The sequence below is a fragment of the Pseudooceanicola nanhaiensis genome, assembly GCF_020171315.1.
Taxonomy (GTDB): domain Bacteria; phylum Pseudomonadota; class Alphaproteobacteria; order Rhodobacterales; family Rhodobacteraceae; genus Pseudooceanicola; species Pseudooceanicola nanhaiensis_A.
Genome location: NZ_JAIUZP010000001.1, coordinates 318,837 through 334,345, shown reverse-complemented (window position 1 = coordinate 334,345; position 15,509 = coordinate 318,837). Strand labels below are relative to the sequence as shown.

At 65.6% G+C, this 15,509-nt stretch carries 16 protein-coding genes; 7 read left to right on the top strand and 9 right to left on the bottom strand.

Annotated elements, in window-relative coordinates; translation table 11 throughout:
* Positions 1-181 precede the first annotated feature (181 nt).
* The 5 genes from LCM32_RS01525 to LCM32_RS01505 all read right to left on the bottom strand — a co-directional run bounded on the left by LCM32_RS01525 (position 182) and on the right by LCM32_RS01505 (position 6,524).
* The gene (locus LCM32_RS01525; protein ID WP_224819293.1) at positions 182-1,894 is read right to left on the bottom strand and encodes an ABC transporter ATP-binding protein; all 1,713 of its coding nucleotides are present in this window, start codon (positions 1,892-1,894) and stop codon (positions 182-184) included.
* Positions 1,895-1,899: 5 nt separating this feature from the next.
* On the bottom strand, positions 1,900-2,991 hold the full coding sequence (locus tag LCM32_RS01520) for an ABC transporter permease (RefSeq protein ID WP_224819292.1): 1,092 nt from the start codon (positions 2,989-2,991) through the stop codon (positions 1,900-1,902).
* A 107-nt stretch (positions 2,992-3,098) separates the two neighbouring features.
* The gene (locus LCM32_RS01515) at positions 3,099-4,463 is read right to left on the bottom strand and encodes a CmpA/NrtA family ABC transporter substrate-binding protein (protein ID WP_224819291.1); all 1,365 of its coding nucleotides are present in this window, start codon (positions 4,461-4,463) and stop codon (positions 3,099-3,101) included.
* Between the two features lie 304 nt (positions 4,464-4,767).
* Positions 4,768-5,943, bottom strand: coding sequence for a CmpA/NrtA family ABC transporter substrate-binding protein (locus tag LCM32_RS01510; protein ID WP_224819290.1), 1,176 nt, complete (start codon positions 5,941-5,943; stop codon positions 4,768-4,770).
* Positions 5,940-6,524, bottom strand: coding sequence for an ANTAR domain-containing response regulator (locus LCM32_RS01505; RefSeq protein WP_224819289.1), 585 nt, complete (start codon positions 6,522-6,524; stop codon positions 5,940-5,942). Before LCM32_RS01505 ends, LCM32_RS01510 begins: the two co-directional genes overlap by 4 nt.
* Positions 6,525-6,692: 168 nt before the next feature.
* On the opposite strand from LCM32_RS01505, the gene LCM32_RS01500 reads away from it, so the two are divergent.
* Positions 6,693-7,193 (top strand): RNA pyrophosphohydrolase, encoded by a 501-nt coding sequence (locus LCM32_RS01500; protein WP_224819288.1) that lies wholly within the window; start codon positions 6,693-6,695, stop codon positions 7,191-7,193.
* Positions 7,193-7,666, top strand: a complete 474-nt coding sequence (locus LCM32_RS01495; protein WP_224819287.1) for a hypothetical protein — start codon at positions 7,193-7,195, stop codon at positions 7,664-7,666. The genes LCM32_RS01500 and LCM32_RS01495 overlap by 1 nt, the downstream gene beginning before the upstream one ends.
* Before the next feature lie 13 nt (positions 7,667-7,679).
* On the opposite strand, the gene hemC is transcribed toward LCM32_RS01495, so the two are convergent.
* A complete protein-coding gene (hemC, locus tag LCM32_RS01490) occupies positions 7,680-8,627 on the bottom strand; it encodes a hydroxymethylbilane synthase (protein ID WP_224819286.1) in 948 nt (315 codons plus the stop codon).
* Positions 8,628-8,925: 298 nt separating this feature from the next.
* Between hemC and hemE the strand changes: the two genes are divergently transcribed.
* Positions 8,926-9,960: a uroporphyrinogen decarboxylase gene (gene hemE, locus LCM32_RS01485; protein WP_224819285.1), complete on the top strand. Its 1,035-nt coding sequence runs from the start codon at positions 8,926-8,928 to the stop codon at positions 9,958-9,960.
* A 10-nt stretch (positions 9,961-9,970) separates the two neighbouring features.
* Here the strand turns inward: hemE and LCM32_RS01480 are convergent, their stop codons facing one another.
* Together LCM32_RS01480 and LCM32_RS01475 are read right to left on the bottom strand one after the other, a co-directional pair.
* On the bottom strand, positions 9,971-10,930 hold the full coding sequence (locus LCM32_RS01480; protein ID WP_224819284.1) for a YihY/virulence factor BrkB family protein: 960 nt from the start codon (positions 10,928-10,930) through the stop codon (positions 9,971-9,973).
* Positions 10,931-10,985: 55 nt separating this feature from the next.
* Positions 10,986-11,177: a PLDc N-terminal domain-containing protein gene (locus LCM32_RS01475; RefSeq protein ID WP_224819283.1), complete on the bottom strand. Its 192-nt coding sequence runs from the start codon at positions 11,175-11,177 to the stop codon at positions 10,986-10,988.
* Positions 11,178-11,713: 536 nt separating this feature from the next.
* Here LCM32_RS01475 and LCM32_RS01470 point away from each other — a divergent pair.
* Positions 11,714-11,884: a DUF1328 domain-containing protein gene (locus LCM32_RS01470; protein ID WP_222491933.1), complete on the top strand. Its 171-nt coding sequence runs from the start codon at positions 11,714-11,716 to the stop codon at positions 11,882-11,884.
* A gap of 175 nt (positions 11,885-12,059) precedes the next feature.
* Here LCM32_RS01470 and LCM32_RS01465 read toward each other — a convergent pair whose 3' ends face one another.
* Positions 12,060-12,872: a response regulator gene (locus tag LCM32_RS01465; protein WP_224819282.1), complete on the bottom strand. Its 813-nt coding sequence runs from the start codon at positions 12,870-12,872 to the stop codon at positions 12,060-12,062.
* A 101-nt stretch (positions 12,873-12,973) separates the two neighbouring features.
* Here LCM32_RS01465 and LCM32_RS01460 point away from each other — a divergent pair, with 101 nt between their 5' ends.
* From LCM32_RS01460 to LCM32_RS01450, 3 genes are read left to right on the top strand one after another with little or no spacing between them, the layout of a single operon-like run.
* Positions 12,974-13,132: a NepR family anti-sigma factor gene (locus tag LCM32_RS01460; RefSeq protein WP_224819281.1), complete on the top strand. Its 159-nt coding sequence runs from the start codon at positions 12,974-12,976 to the stop codon at positions 13,130-13,132.
* Positions 13,129-13,686, top strand: coding sequence for an RNA polymerase sigma factor (locus LCM32_RS01455; RefSeq protein WP_224819280.1), 558 nt, complete (start codon positions 13,129-13,131; stop codon positions 13,684-13,686). The genes LCM32_RS01460 and LCM32_RS01455 overlap by 4 nt, the downstream gene beginning before the upstream one ends.
* A 22-nt stretch (positions 13,687-13,708) precedes the next feature.
* Positions 13,709-15,463, top strand: a complete 1,755-nt coding sequence (locus LCM32_RS01450; protein WP_224819279.1) for a sensor histidine kinase — start codon at positions 13,709-13,711, stop codon at positions 15,461-15,463.
* The last annotated feature ends 46 nt before the right edge of the window (positions 15,464-15,509 follow it).

The window sequence follows — 15,509 nt, the reverse complement described above, 5'->3', positions numbered from 1 at the left end:
AGAGCCTCTGGACTGCCTCCCCTTCGTCGGGGTCCCGTCCGCGGGCCATGAGTGTGTAGAGCAGCGCTGCCCCCACGGGGTTACCTTGTCGCGCGACCGAAGCGCCCCGGTCGCGCGGGGCGGAGGGAGGGGCGGAAGGGTGTCAGCGACCCTTTGTTTCCGCCCTGCCCCCGCCCCTGTCTCAGGCGGCGCGCACCGCTTTCGCGGCGGCCTTTTTCTCGGCCTCTTTGCGCGGATCGCGCCCGTGCTCGTACTCCTCGAGGAAGTTCAGGACTTCTTCGCGGTAGTGGTAGTAGTCCGGGTGCGCCAGCAGAGCCGAACGGGTGCGCGGACGCGGCAGGTTCACGTCCACGATCTTGCCGATCGTGGCGCGCGGGCCGTTGGTCATCATCACCACGCGGTCAGCCAGCAGGATCGCCTCGTCCACGTCATGGGTGACGCAGACAGCGGTGACCTTGGTCCGGCTCCAGACCTCCATCAGCACTTCCTGCAGCTCCCAGCGGGTGAGGCTGTCGAGCATGCCGAAGGGCTCGTCCAGAAGCAGCAGCTTGGGGCTGAGGGCGAAGGCCCGCGCGATGCCCACGCGCTGCTTCATTCCGTTGGAGAGTTCGGACGCCTGCTTGTCCATAGAATCAGCGAGACCGACCCGTTCAAGATAATACTCAACGACATCCTGACGTTCCGCCTGTGACGCTTTCGGATAGACTCGATCAACCCCGACACTGACGTTCTCCTTTGCGGTAAGCCACGGAAACAGGCTGGGCGACTGGAAAACAACGGCGCGCTCGGGATCGGCGCCTTTCACTTCGTACCCGTCGAGCTTGATGACCCCTTTCGAGATCGAGTTCAGCCCGGCGGTCATGGTCAGGACGGTCGACTTGCCGCAGCCGGAGTGGCCGATCAGCGAGACGAATTCGCCCTTGTTGAGCTTAAGGTTGAAGTCCTCGACCACGGTCAGCGGACCCTTGGGCGTGGGGTAGATCTTGTGAAGCTGCGAGAACTCCAGGTACTTCTCTTCGATCCCGCTCTTCGAGGCTTCTGCCACTGCGGCCGGCACCGTGCGGGGCTGGCTGTAGTGGATCGGCGTGACGTTGGGCAGGATGCGGGTGCCGTCAACGCGGGCCGCGATGCCGACATCCATCAGGTACTGGGTCACCTCGCCACGCAGCTTCTTGAAGCCCTCGTGGTGGTTCATCTCGGTCCGGTCACGGGGCCGCGGGATGTCCACGGTGAAGGCCTCGCCCAGGGTGCCGTCCGGGTTCAGCGGAATGATCCGGTCGGCCAGCTGGATTGCTTCGTCCACATCGTTGGTGATCAGGACGACGGTCTTCTTGTCGGCGTCCCAGATCGCCTCGATCTCGTCCGCGAGGTTGGCGCGCGTCAGGGCGTCGAGCGCAGAGAGCGGCTCGTCCATCAGCAGCACCTCGGGGTCGAGGGCCAGGGCACGGGCAACAGAAACCCGCTGGCGCATGCCCCCCGACAGTTCCGCCGGGCGGCGGTCGATGGCATGGGACAGGCCCACCATCTTGACGTAATGCGCGACCTTTTCGGCCTTTTCCTTGGAGGACATGGTCGGGAAGACCGTGTCCACCGCGAGGCGCACGTTGCCGCCCACGGTCAGCCAGGGCATCAGCGAGTAGTTCTGGAAGATCACCCCCCGCTCGGGGCCGGGGCCCTCGAGCGGCTGGCCCTTGCACCAGATCTTGCCGTCCGTGGGGACGTCGAGACCGGCCATCAGGTTGACCAGCGTGGTTTTGCCCGTGCCGGAAAAGCCCAGGATCACCACGAACTCCCCCTTGCGGATGCGCAGGTCGATGTTCTTCAGCACGTCGACGCGGTGGTCGCCCTCGCCGAAGCTTTTGGAGACGTTGCGAAGTTCAAGAACAGCGGACATGGCGATCACCGATTGTTCGAGAAGGTGAAGAGGGACTGCAGGGTGAACATCACGCGGTCCAGAAGGAAGCCGATGATGCCGATGGTGAAGACGGCGACCATGATCTTGGCCAGCGACTGGGAGGAGCCGTTCTGGAATTCATCCCAGACGAACTTGCCCAGGCCGGGGTTCTGCGCCAGCATCTCGGCCGCGATCAGCACCATCCAGCCCACACCCAGCGACAGACGCAGACCGGTGAAGATCAGCGGCAGGGCGGAGGGCAGGACCAGCTTGGTGATCTTGGTCCAGGTGTTCATCTTCAGAACCTTCGACACGTTCACGAGGTCCTTGTCGATCGAGGCCACGCCGAGCGAGGTGTTGATCAGCGTCGGCCAGAGCGAGCAGAGCGTCACGGTGATGGCCGAGATCAGGAAGGACTTGGAGAACAGGCCGTCGTTGTTGGCGACGGTGGCAGAGACGATCATGGTCACGATCGGCAGCCAGGCCAGCGGCGAGACCGGCTTGAAGATCTGGATGATCGGGTTCAGCGCCGCGTTCGCGGTTTTCGACAGGCCGGCGGCAATGCCCATGGGCACGGCCACGACGGTGGCCAGCAGGAAGCCGAAGAACACGGTTTTGATCGAGGTGAAGATCTGGCTGTAGTAGGTCGGCGAGCCGGTGTAGGCGCGGACCTTCACCTTGTCTTCCTTGCCGGCGGCGATGAGCTTGGCGTTACGGGCGTCCTGACGCTCGTAGAACTCTGCTTCCTTGGCCTTGTCGCGCAGGTAGTCGCCGTGCAGGTTCTCGACCTGCTCCCACACCTGTGCCGGGCCGGGAATGGCGCCGAGCGAGGTCTGAACCTTGGGGGCAAGCGCGCCCCAGAGGATCAGGAAGGCTGCGATAGCGGCCAGAGGCACGCCCAGCAGTTGCCAGATTTCCTTGACCTGGGCGCGGGGATTGTCCCCGGCGGCGGCCTTCAGGATCGGCGTCATCCAGGCAAGGCCAAGAACCTTGAACCAGGTGTCGGCCTTGTTGATGCGGGTGAACAGGCGGGCGCGGCGGGCTTCCTTGGCCTCGTCGGCGCCGGCGTTGAAGCTTTCGGGGTCGATGGCGGTCATTGGAACAATCCTCTGGGGCTGATGCCGGGGCTCCGGCAAAAGGATCCGTCAGGCGGCGAGTGAACGAACGTGCCACCGCCTGACGGGGAGGAGCTTTGCCTTGCGGCTCAGCCCTTGACCTCGTTGCCGACGACGGTCTGGTCACCTTTCAGACCGATCGGCAGGCTTTCCAGGTAGGCGTTCGGTTGACGCCCATCGTAGGGAATGCCGTCGATCACGTCAGCAGCGGGGGTCGGTTCCTTGTAGCCGTCGCTGTCCCAGGGGAAGTCGGCCTCGTTTGCCAGACCCTCTTCGACGAGGTGACGGGCGGCTTCGAGGTAGATTTCCGGCTTGTAGACGGACTTGGCGATTTCGTCGTACCAGCTGTCGGGCTTGGCTTCGGCGATCTGGCCCCAGCGGCGCATCTGGGTCAGGTACCAGACGGCGTCGGAGTAGAAGGGATAGGTCGCGTTGTAGCGGAAGAACACGTTGAAGTCGGGGACCTCACGCTTGTCGCCCTTCTCGTACTCGAAGGTGCCGGTCATGGAGTTGGCGATCACGTCTGCATCCGCACCCACGTATTCCGGGCGGGACAGCAGCTCGACCGCTTCCATGCGGTTGGCGTTGTCGTTCTCGTCCAGCCAGATGGCGGCACGGATCAGCGCCTTGGTCACGGCGATGGCGGTGTTCGGGTTCTCTTCCACGAAGGAAGCCGACATGCCGAAGACCTTCTCGGGGTTGTTCTTCCACAGTTCGTAGTCGGTGATGACCGGAACGCCGATGCCCTTGAACACGGCCTGCTGGTTCCACGGCTCACCCACGCAGTAGCCGTAGATCGTGCCGGCTTCCATGGTGGCGGGCATCTGCGGCGGCGGGGTGACGGAGAGCAGCACGTCGGCGCCGATCTGGCCGGTCACGTCCTGCGGGCTGTAGTAGCCCGGCTGCAGACCACCGGCGGCCAGCCAGTAGCGCAGTTCGTAGTTGTGGGTCGACACCGGGAAGACCATGCCCATGTTGAAGGGCTTGCCTTGGGACTGGTACTTCTTCACGACCGGCGCGAGCGCCTCGGCCGAGATCGGGTGCACGGGCTTGCCGTTCTCTTCCGGCACGTATTCCTTCATCTGCTCCCAGATCTCGTTCGACACGGTGATGCCGTTGCCGTTCAGGTCCATGGAGAAGGGGGTGACGATGTGGGCTTCGGTGCCGTAGCCGATGGTGGCTGCGAGCGGCTGACCGGCCAGCATGTGTGCGCCGTCGAGTTGGCCGCCGATGACGCCGTCCAGCAGGACTTTCCAGTTCGCCTGCGCTTCCAGCGTGACGAAGAGACCTTCGTCCTCGAAGTAGCCGTTCTCATAGGCGACGGCCAGCGGCGCCATGTCGGTCAGCTTGATGAAGCCGAACTTCAGTTCGTCTTTTTCCACATCCAGCATCTCGGCGAAGGCGCCGGAGGAGAGGGCAGTGGTGCTCAGTGCAAGAAGAAGTGCCTTACGCATGGTAGGTATTCCCTTAAGCAATTGCCCCGGCAGCGTTTTATCTGATCTCGGGCTCGGGGCGTGACGTTCTGTTGTCGCTCGGACGTGTTCCGCATCTCGCGGAACCGGCAATGAGCGACAATGCTCATCTACCCTCGGCTTTGGGGGTGGACAGCGTGGCCGGCACCGTTGCCTGACCGCTGTTGTACTCTAGATGCCTGAGGCCGCCCCCTGACGCGAGACATTTTTCGCAAAAATGACAAATTGGGGCGCGATCAGCCTTGATACATGCGTGCGAGGCGAAGGTTTGACCGGTTTTTGGGCATTACCCCGCGGAAGGGTCAAAAACCTTACCGTCGTAGAACCGGTCCGGCCCCAGAATCATCTCGCCCCGCAGCGAGGCGACAGCCGTCGGCGCCGTGAGCGCCCCTTCCAGCTTCTCCGACGCGCCGGGCAGGTCGATGCCGGTCCCGGCCATCGCCATGCGATAGAGGTCGGTGCGGAAACAGCCATGCGCGACGGTCTCGGCCTCGGCAAGGGCGACGCCCGACCGGGCCGCGATGCGGCGCGCGATCCATTTCGCCTGGCTCCGCCACGGGAAGGTGGCCGCCCCATCGAAGAAGCGCATGAAGCCCGCGATCTCGGCCTCCTCCCCGCTGCCGTCGCAGACCAGCCGCCCGGTCAGGGCGCGGTCCAGCAGACGCACGGGAAGGTTCAGGTACTCGGCCCGGTTCAGCAACTCCGCCGCGATCATCCGGTTGTCGGGCTGGTCCAGCCAGCGGCCGGCCCGGGCCACGGCGCGGATCAGCGCGCAGGCGCGGCCCTGATCTTCCTCGGCCCAGTCATGGCGCGCGGCCAGCACCTTTTCCGGCGCCATGCGCCAGATCGCGGTGCCGGTCAGGATGATCTCGCCCACACCCGCGTCCACGGCCTGGCTGCCCCAGGGCTCGCCCACGCAGAAGGCGTCGATCCGCTTGGCCGCCAGCGCCGCGCCCATCTGGGACGGCGGGACGGAGCGGATCTCGTAATCGCGGCCCTCTGTCGCGCCCTCGGCCTCCATCCAGTAGTGCAGCAGCTCTGCATGCATGGAGAAGGGGAAAGGCACGCCGATCACCAGCCGCCCGTCGCGCGCGGCCCTGAGGGCGGCCGCGACGTCGGAGGGCGATGCACAACCGCCGATCCAGCCCTCGGCCCGCATCGCATCGGCCAGTTCGCCAGAGACGCCGATGACATTGCCGTTCATCGACAGCACCTGAAGCGTGTCGATCCGTTCCGGAAGGCCACCAAGGCCCAGCGACATGGCAATCGGCATCGGTGCCAGCAGATGCGCCGCGTCCAGATGCCCGAAGGCCAGCATGTCGCGGATCGACGACCACGAGGGGAAGGCCTGAAGCGTCAGGTCGATATTCTCTTCCGCCGCGAATCCCATCTCCTTCGCCACCACCAGCGGTGCGGCGTCGGTCAGCGGCACGAAACCGCAGGTGACGGCATAACGGCTCATTTCAGCAGGTTCGCCGCGGTCACGATGGCCTCGGCCACGGCGGCGAGCCGCTTGCCCTGATCCATCGCGGCCTTGCGCAGCAGCGCATAGGCCTCGTCCTCGGAGATGCCCTTGGCCTTCATCAGAAGGCCCTTGGCGCGGTCAACCATCTTGCGTTCGGACAGCGCGGTCTTGGCCGCTTCCAGCTCGGTCCGGATCTGGCTGAACATGTGGAAGCGCGCGATGGCGGCATCCACGATCGGGCGCACGCGCTTGGCTTCCAGCCCGCCCACCACATAGGCAGACAGGCCCGCCTCGATGGCGGCCTTGGTGGTGGCGGGATCGGTGCGGTCCACGAAGACGGCCACCGGGCGCTCGTTCGCGCCGGAGACCATGCAGAGCTGTTCCAGCGTGTCTCGCCCCGGGTCGGCGAGGTTCACCAGCACCACGTCGGGGTTCAGCTTGTCCATCTGGCGGGCGAGCATCCGCGCGTCGCCCAGCACCGTCACATCGCCCCAGCCATCATCCGCCAGCCCCTCGATCAGGGTCCGCGCGCGGTCGGCGTCTTCTTCGACCAGAACGATTTTCAATCCGTCTTGCATGAGGTGGAAATGACGCAGTTTGCGCGCGGCGGCAATCGCCCTGCGTAGGAGGGTGGCCCATTCACGCGTAGCCTCCCCCGAATTGGCGCGAAAATGATCACAGCGCGGGCGGTTGCTGGACACCGCCCGCCGGGGGCATAGGATCGCCACGCAATCCGGAGGCTCGCAATGTCACGTAAGACCATCCCCACGGCGGAAGAGATCGCCGCCCTGCCCTATCGCCCCAACGTGGGCGTCATGCTGATGAATGCCGACGGACTGGTCTGGGTCGGTCAGCGCAAGGACAGCGAGGTGCCCGCGTGGCAGATGCCGCAGGGCGGTGTCGACGCGGGCGAATCCCCGCGCGAGGCCGCGCTGCGCGAGTTGGAGGAAGAAATCGGCGTGCCGCCCGCACTGGTCGAGGTCGCCACGGAAACCGCCGACTGGCTGACCTATGACCTGCCGGTCGAGATCGCGGGCCGGATCTGGGGCGGCAAGTTCCGCGGCCAGAAGCAGAAGTGGTTCCTGCTGCGCTTCCTCGGCGCCGACGCGGACGTGAACATAGAAACCGCCCACCCCGAGTTCAGCGAATGGCGCTGGCTGGCCCCTGACGAGGTGGTGGACAACATCGTGCCCTTCAAGCGCGAGGTCTATGCCGCCGTGCTGGCCGAATTCGCGGAGCATTTCTGATGCGCGCCCTGCTCGCCGCGCCCGCCCTGCTGGCCGTGCTGGCCGGGCCTGCCTCGGCGCTCAGCTGCATGCGGCCCGATCCGGCCAGCAGCTTTACCCGCGCGGCCAACGCGGCGGAGCGCTACGTGATCGTCGAGGGCCGGCTGCGCTACAATCCGCGCTCCATGCCCCCGGCGCCCTACCCCACCGACCCGCCGCTGGAACGCCACACCACCGGCCATGTCGAGGGCAACGCCCTGTCGAAGAATGGGTTCGACATCCCCTTCTCCGCCGATATCGACATGGATTTCGTCTGCCACGGCACGTGGTGCACCGACAACATCTCGCGCGGCGAGGCGCTCATGTTCCTCGAACAGACCGACGACGGCTATCGGCTGGAGCTGACGCCCTGCGGCGGCTGGCACTTCTTCGAGCCGACGCAGGCGCAGCTGGCCACGGTGCGCAAATGCATCCGCGGTCAGGCCTGCAAATAAACCTCGGCTAAAATCAGCCGCGCCAGTCGAAGAAGTTCGCACCGGCGCGGCCCAGAAGCCCCTGCGCCATCTCGGTGCCCAGCTTGGCGCCATCCTCGATCGGGGCGCGGGCAGAATCGGACAGCGCCTCGGAGCCATCAGGGCGCAGGATCTCGCCCCGCAGCCAGAGATCGCCCCCTTCCAGCAGCGCAAGGCCCGCGATCGGCGTCTCGCAGGAGCCGTCGAGCGCGGCGAGGAAGGCCCGTTCCGCCGCCAGCCGCTGGCCGGTCTCCACGTGGTGGATCGCTTCCAGCAGGCCGGCGACCCGGCTGTCGTCCATCCGGCGTTCGATCCCGATGGCGCCCTGCGCCACGGCGGGCAGCATCTCTTCGGGCTCCAGCGCGGATTGCGCGATCTCGGGCTGGTTCAGGCGGTTGAGCCCGGCCATGGCGAGGAAGGTCGCCTCGGCCACGTTCTCGTCCAGCTTGCGCAGACGGGTCTGAACGTTGCCGCGGAACTCCACCACTTCAAGGTCGGGCCGCGTCACCAGCAGCTGCGCCCGGCGCCGCAGCGAAGAGGTGCCCATCCGGGCCCCTTCCGGCACATCGGCGAGGCGCGCATACTTGCGCGACACGAAGGCATCGCGCGGGTCCTCGCGCGGCAGGTAGCAATCAAGCACCAGCCCCTCGGGCTGCAGCACGGGCATGTCCTTCATGGAATGCACCGCGATGTCGATGCCCCCGGAGAGCAGCGCATCCTCGATCTCGCGGGTGAAGAGCCCCTTGCCGCCGATCTCGCGCAGGGCGCGGTTCTGGACCCGGTCGCCGGTGGTCTGGATCACGACGATCTCGAAGGCCTCGGCCGGCAGGTCGAAGGCCGTCGCAAGGCGGTCACGGGTTTCGTGGGCCTGCGCCAGCGCCAGCGGAGAACCACGGGTGCCGATGCGCAGCGGTTGGGCGGGACTGGGAAGATTGCGTGTCATGGGCCGAGGGATAGAGCCGCAGCCGCGCCGTGGCAAGCGGGGCCGCGCGCGGCGCCCCGTCGCGGTCGCCTCCGGCTGGATGGGCGGGTTCTGCAGTGCGCAGCGGCCCCCTTTATCGCGTAACTCTGCCGTGGGCTTTCGCTGCGGACCGGGGAGCGATCTCGGGGGGCCCTGCCCCCCGCTTGGCCTGCGGCCAATTCACCCCCCGGAGGTATTTGGGGAAAGATGAAGGGGGGCGGTCCTTGACATCACGCCGGGGGGCAGCGAGGTGTCTGGGACTTTGCTGAAGGGGGCTGACATGAGCGATAAGCTGATCCTGCGGGCGCTGAAGGGCGAGACCCTCCCGGTGCCGCCGATCTGGATGATGCGGCAGGCCGGGCGCTACCTGCCCGAATACCGCGCCACCCGGGCGCAGGCGGGGGATTTCCTGTCACTGTGCTACAACCCCGAACTGGCGGCCGAGGTCACCCTGCAGCCGATCCGGCGCTACGGCTTCGACGCGGCGATCCTCTTTGCCGACATCCTGCTGCTGCCGCAGGCGCTTGGCGCGGACCTGTGGTTCGTCACCGGCGAGGGGCCGCGGCTCTCGACCATCACGACGCAGGCGGAATTCGACGCGCTGAGGCCCGTCGAGGCCGTGCATGAGACGCTCTCGCCGGTCTACGAGACCCTGCGAATCCTGAAGCGCGAACTGCCCGCAGAAACCACGCTGATCGGCTTTGCCGGTGCGCCCTGGACCGTGGCGACCTACATGGTCGCGGGCCGCGGCACCAAGGATCAGGGCCCGGCGCACGCGCTGAAGGCCGAGAACCGCCCCGTCTTCGAGGCGATCATCGACCGGCTGACCGAGGGCACGATCGAATATCTCTCCGCGCAGGTGGAGGCCGGGGCCGAAGTGGTCAAGCTCTTCGACAGCTGGGCCGGGTCGCTCAAGGGGCAGGATTTCGATGATTTCTGTCTCGCCCCCGCCAAGCGGATCATCGCGGAGCTGAAGGCCCGCCATCCCGGCCTGCCGATCATCGCCTTCCCGCGCGAGGCCGGCGAGCGCTACATCGGCTTTGCCAAGGCGACGGGGGCCGATTGCGTCGCACTCGACAATTCGGTCAGTGCGCAATGGGCGGCGGAGAACGTGCAGGTCGACGGCTGCGTGCAGGGCAACCTTGCCTCCAGCCACATGGTCACCGGGGGCGAGGCGCTGGTGCGCGAGACGCGGGAGATCGTCGAGGCCTTCTCGAAGGGCCCGCATATCTTCAACCTCGGCCACGGGATCACGCCGGATGCGGACCCCGAGAACGTCGCCCTGATGATCGAAACGGTGCGCGCCGCTCGCTGAGTTCGCCGCGTCAGGCGGCGGGGCCCGATGCCTCTGCCGTCGCTGCCGCTTCTGCCGCCTCGGCGGCGGCCTCTGCTTCCTGTTCGGCCTTGCGGACCGCCTCGGTGGTCTGCACCGATTTCAGGTGCACGTTCAGCGAGGCCCCCAGCAGCACGAGGAAGGTGCTGAGGTAGAGCCACATCAGAAGCGCCACCACGGCCCCGATGGAGCCGTAGACCTCGTTGTAATTGCCGAAGTTCTGCAGGTACTTGCTGAACCCCCAGGACACCAGTGCCCAAAGCAGCACCGCCAGCACGCCGCCCGGCGTGGCCCAGTGCATCCGGTTCGCCCGCGTGTTCGGCCCATAGCGATAGAGCAGCGCCAGCCCCACCAGCAGCACGCCGATGGCGGCCATCCAGCGGACCGCGTCCACCAGCAGGCTGACGAAGGGGCCGATGTAGAGGAATTGCAGCACCAGCGGCGCGATCACCACGAGGAGCATCGCGCTCATCGAGACGCCCATGAGGGCGACGGTCAGCATCAGCGCGGTGAAATAATGGCGCAGCGAGCCCCGGTTCGGGCTGCCGTGGATCGCGTTCAGCCCGCGCATCATGGCTGCGACGCCTGCCCGCGCAGACCAGATCGCCAGCGCGGTGGAAACCGCGCCGGTCCAGCCCAGCGTGTCGCCGCTGGTGGTGATCAGGGTTTCCACCTGTTTCGCGATCAGGTTGTAGACGTCGGGCGGCACGATGTCCTGCAACAGGGCCATCTGTTCCAGCAGGACATGCGGGTCGGAGATCAGGCCGTAAAGCGCGATCAGCGCGGCAAGTCCCGGGAAAATCGCCAGCATCGAGAAAAAGGCCACGCCGGCGGCGACGAGACCCATGTTCGCGGAATCAAGCTGGGCAAAGACACCGCGTAGCGCGGTGAGGATGAGACGCGGACTGCGCGGGAAACGCGCCACCGTCTCACGAGAGGAGCGCACGCTCATGCGTGCGCTCCCGTGATGGTTTCGATGGTCCTGGGGTCGCCCTGCCGGGCGGAGGTCAGACGTGGCTTGCGCGCGACCGGGGGCCAGCCAGCAGCCAGATCAGGAAGCCGACAATCGGCAGGATCAGAACCAGGAGTACCCAAAGGACTTTCTTCCCCGTCGAGGTTGCCGACCCGATGATCGACACGATGGCCCAGATATCGAGGGCCAGGATGATGAGGCCACCAAGGCCGGAAATCTCTAGCATGACACGTCTTCCTCTCTCAGCGCGGCAAGGCGCGGGTGAAGCCGGGTCCTGTCGCCAACCTGCCCGCGGGGGCGGGGGTTGGCAAGCGGACCGGCCATTTCGGAGCGGCAGTGATGCAGGGCTGCGACGCCCAAGCAGACCACGTGCCGCGTATGTCCGGTAAACGCGCCGTGAGCGGTGAAGTTCCATCGCTTTGAAACAGCCTCGCTGGGCGCGCGCCGTTCCCACCCGCACGCAAGGGCGGCGTAACCCGTACCGCAGGCACGCGGCTCCGGGCGTCCGGCTCTCAGTCTCGAGACATGGAGGAATTGCGAAGAAAATGATTGGCGGGGCGCCGAGGGTAAGTCAGTAAGCGCGCCCCGCCAATACGAGGGGGGACAGGTCTTGTCTTCGCAGCGACCTTGCTCCTCAACGCGCGCAAACCTGCCTGGTTCCCGACAGTTGCGAAAAAATTTTTGGGAACTTCCAGCCCCGATCCGAGGTTTCTTCCACAGTCGATGCCAAGCGCGCATCATGTTGAAACGAAAGGAAACACTATGCTGTATTGGGCACTTACCTTCCTTGTCGTGGCGATCATCGCAGCCGTGTTCGGCTTTGGTGGCATCGCCTCGGCTTCCGCCGGGATCGCGCAAATTCTCTTCGTGATCTTCCTCGTCCTCTTCGTCGTGGCGATGATCGCCCGCGCTGTGCGTGGCCGCACGCCCTAATGGACGGACGACAGAGTGAATGAAGGGGCGGCAAGAGGAGGCCGCCCCTTTTGTTTTGCCCGTTTGGCTTTCCGGCCAGCGACAGCACCCGCAGTCCTCCGTGAATAACAGCCGGACACGAAAAAGCCGCCCGGCCCGAGGGCCGCGCGGCTTGCAGGACGACGCAGGCGCGGGATCAGCCGTGCAGCGTTTCCGTCGAAGAGAAGAACATGGCCTGGCTTGCCGCCAGACGCACCTGCTCCTCGGTGTAGGGCTTGGTGATGAGGAAGGCCGGTTCCGGCTTCTCGCCCGTCAGCAGACGCTCGGGGAAGGCGGTGATGAAGATCACCGGGATATCGCCAAGGGCGCGCAGCAGGTCGTTCACCGCGTCGATGCCCGAGGAATTGTCCGCCAGCTGGATGTCGGCGAAGATCAGGTCGGGGCGTTCCGCCTTGCCCAGCTTCACCGCCTCGTCGCGGGTCCGGGCAACGCCGGTCACGCCATGACCCATCTCGGCCACGATCGACTGGAGGTCCATGGCGATGATCGCCTCGTCCTCGATGATCATGACCTTGCCGGTGATGCTGTTGGCCAGCTCGGTCTGGGCGATGCGGATCAGTTCCTGCGCCTCGGCTTCAGAGACCTTCATGATCTCCCCGATCTGGGCAAAGCTGAATTCCTCGATGGTCCGCAGCAGCAGAGCCTCGCGCGTGTTGTGCGTCAGCTTCGACAGATGGGCCTGGGCCCGCGCGGCAATGCCGGTCTCGCCTTCGGCGACCGGCGCACCGGACGAGGTCCAGATGGCATGGAAGGCTTCGAAGAGGGCCACCTTGGTCGACTTCTCGCGATCAATCAGATCGGGGTCTTCCAGCATGGCTTCGAGTGTTGCGGCGGCGTAATTGTCGCCTGAGGTCTGACTCCCCGTCAGGGCCCGCGCGTAACGCCGCAGGAAGGGCAGCTCCTGAGCGACATTCATCACGAAGTCTTCGGAGGCTATCGGGTGGTTCATTGGCCAGGTCACCTTTTTTCGAACTTTCTGGGAACCCAACACCGACATGGGCGTTAAGTTCCCGAATATTTTCGGGCAACCGGTAAAGTCAGTGGAATACGATGGCGCACGACAACGAATACGACAACGTCCAGAGGCAAATCGACGAGAACCTGAAGCGAGTCTATCAGGCGAAGGTCGATGAAGAGCTGCCGGACCGTTTCAAACTGCTGCTGGCACAGCTCAAGCAGCAGTCGGTCGGCGAGGACACCGGCAAATGAGTGCAATGGATCCTCGCGACGAGATCGTCGAGCACCTGCCGGCCCTCAGGGCCTTTGCCATGTCTTTGTGTAGGAACAACGCCCAGGCGGATGACCTGGTCCAGGACACGATCGTCAAGGCCTGGTCCAAGTTCGACAAGTTCCAGCAGGGCACCAACCTGCGGGCGTGGCTCTTCACCATCCTGCGCAACACCTTCTATTCCAGCCGCCGCAAGATGAGCCGCGAAGTCGCCGACGTGGACGGCACCTTCTCTGCCAATCTCGCCTCCAAGCCGGAGCATGACGGCCGTCTCGCCATGAAGGACTTCGAGATCGCCTTCGCCAAGCTGCCGCCCGAGCAGCGCGAAGCCCTGATCCTCGTCGGTGCCTCCGGCTTCTCCTACGAAGAAGCCGCCGAGATGTGCAAATGCGCTGTCGGCACGATCAAGAGCCGCGCCAACCGGGGCCGCGCTCGCCTTGCCGAACTGATGCACCTCGAAGACGATGAAAGCCTGGACCTGACCGATCAGTCCACGATGGCGGTGCTTGCCGCGAACTCCCAAAGCGCAGGGTGATTCACAGTCAATGAAAGTCCGCATGACCGAGCGACTGGGGGTCCGCGTCGTCGCGATGCTCTCGGTCGCTCTGCTTCCTCTGGGTCTCATCGCGCTGTACCAGACGCGCAACGTGGTATCACAGGCCGACGAACTTGCCCGCTCAGCCCTTCTGGGCGCAACGCTGGCCGCCGTCGAAGGCCAGAGCGACGTGATCTACGAAGGCTTTGCCGCCGCCCGGGTTCTGGGCGGCGCTGTCGTTCCGCAGCGGGACGACAGTCTGGCCTGCAGCGATCTGATGCGCGGCTTCACCCGGGCCCATCCGTTCTACACCTACGCGGCCTTCATCCCGGTGGAGGGCGTGTCGACCTGCAACTCGCGCGGGGAGCCGGCCGATTTCCGGAACGCCCCCACCGCGAAGACCATGGCGGAGTCGCCCCGCCCCCGGATCGAGTCGCTGCAACGTGGCCGCGTCACCGGGGATCAGGTGCTGATCATCGCGCAGCCCGTCTTCGAGGGGAACCAGTACCTCGGCTTCGTCTCGCTCTCGATGCTGCACGAGAACCTGCGCCTCGACGCGAATTTCGAAGGTGTCCAGCATCCGATTGACGTCATCACCCTGAACCAGGATGGCGATGTCGTCATGTCGAGCGCGCCGCCCGAAGAGGCCGCAAAGCTGCTGCCCTCGCACCGCGACCCCTCGTCCTTCCTCTATCGTCGCGCCACGGCCTTCGTCGCCGAGGACACCAAGGACGAGCGCCGCAGCTACTCCCTGATGCCCATCGTGCCCGGCGTCGTCGTGGTGCTGGCGGTCTGGGATCCGGTCCGCGGCGAAACCAGCTGGGCCTTTGCCAGCCGCGCGACCCTCGCCTTCCCGGTGCTGATGTGGCTTGTCAGCCTCGTCGTGGCCTATGTCGCGGTGCACCGTCTTGTCATCCGGCACGTCCGCAAGCTGCGCCAGAAGATGCGCCGTTTCGGCAACGGCGAGCCCGAGCACCTGCTGCTGAAGGACGCGGACACCACCCGGCCGCCGGCGGAACTGCGGCAGATGGAGGAGACCTTCGACCGCATGGTGGAGCGGATCACCCGCGACACGGCGGAACTGGAGAACGGCCTGCACGAGAAGAACGTACTGTTGAAGGAGGTTCACCACCGGGTGAAGAACAACCTCCAGCTCATCGCCTCGATCATGAACATGGAGATCCGCAAGGCCAAGAGCCCCGAAACCCGCCGCACGCTGCGCCGCGTGCAGGACCGGGTCCTCGGCCTCGCAACCGTGCATTCGAACCTCTATCACACCTCGCGGCTGTCCAGCCTGCGCGCCGACAGCCTGCTGGACGACGTGCTCAAGCAGACCCTGCGCAGCGCACTGCCCAACAGCGAACCGATCGACGTACAGCTCGATTTCGACCCGATGGTCCTCTACCCGGACCAGGCGGTGCCGCTGTCGCTGCTGGCCACCGAGGCCGCGACCAACGCGATCAAGTATCTGGGACGGCCGCTGGACGGGGCCAAGCCCTGGATCAAGGTCTCGCTGAAGCAGCTGTCGGCCGGGCAGTTCCTGTTCGAGATCGTGAACTCCCGCGGCGAGCGGCTCGACCCCGAAAGCGAGGCCGCCGACAGCACCGGGCTCGGCAACCAGCTGATCCAGGCCTTCTCGATGCAGTTGGGGGCCCAGCCCGAGATCGAGGCGACCGACACAGCCTATCGTCTCTCGCTGGAAATCTCGCTCCGCGGCTTCACCGAGAGCGAAGAGGATTGCCCCGACGAGGGCAGCGGCGACGAGAGCGACGACTGACCGTCGGACAGAACAGCAAAGGGCCCCTCACGGGGCCCTTTTTCGT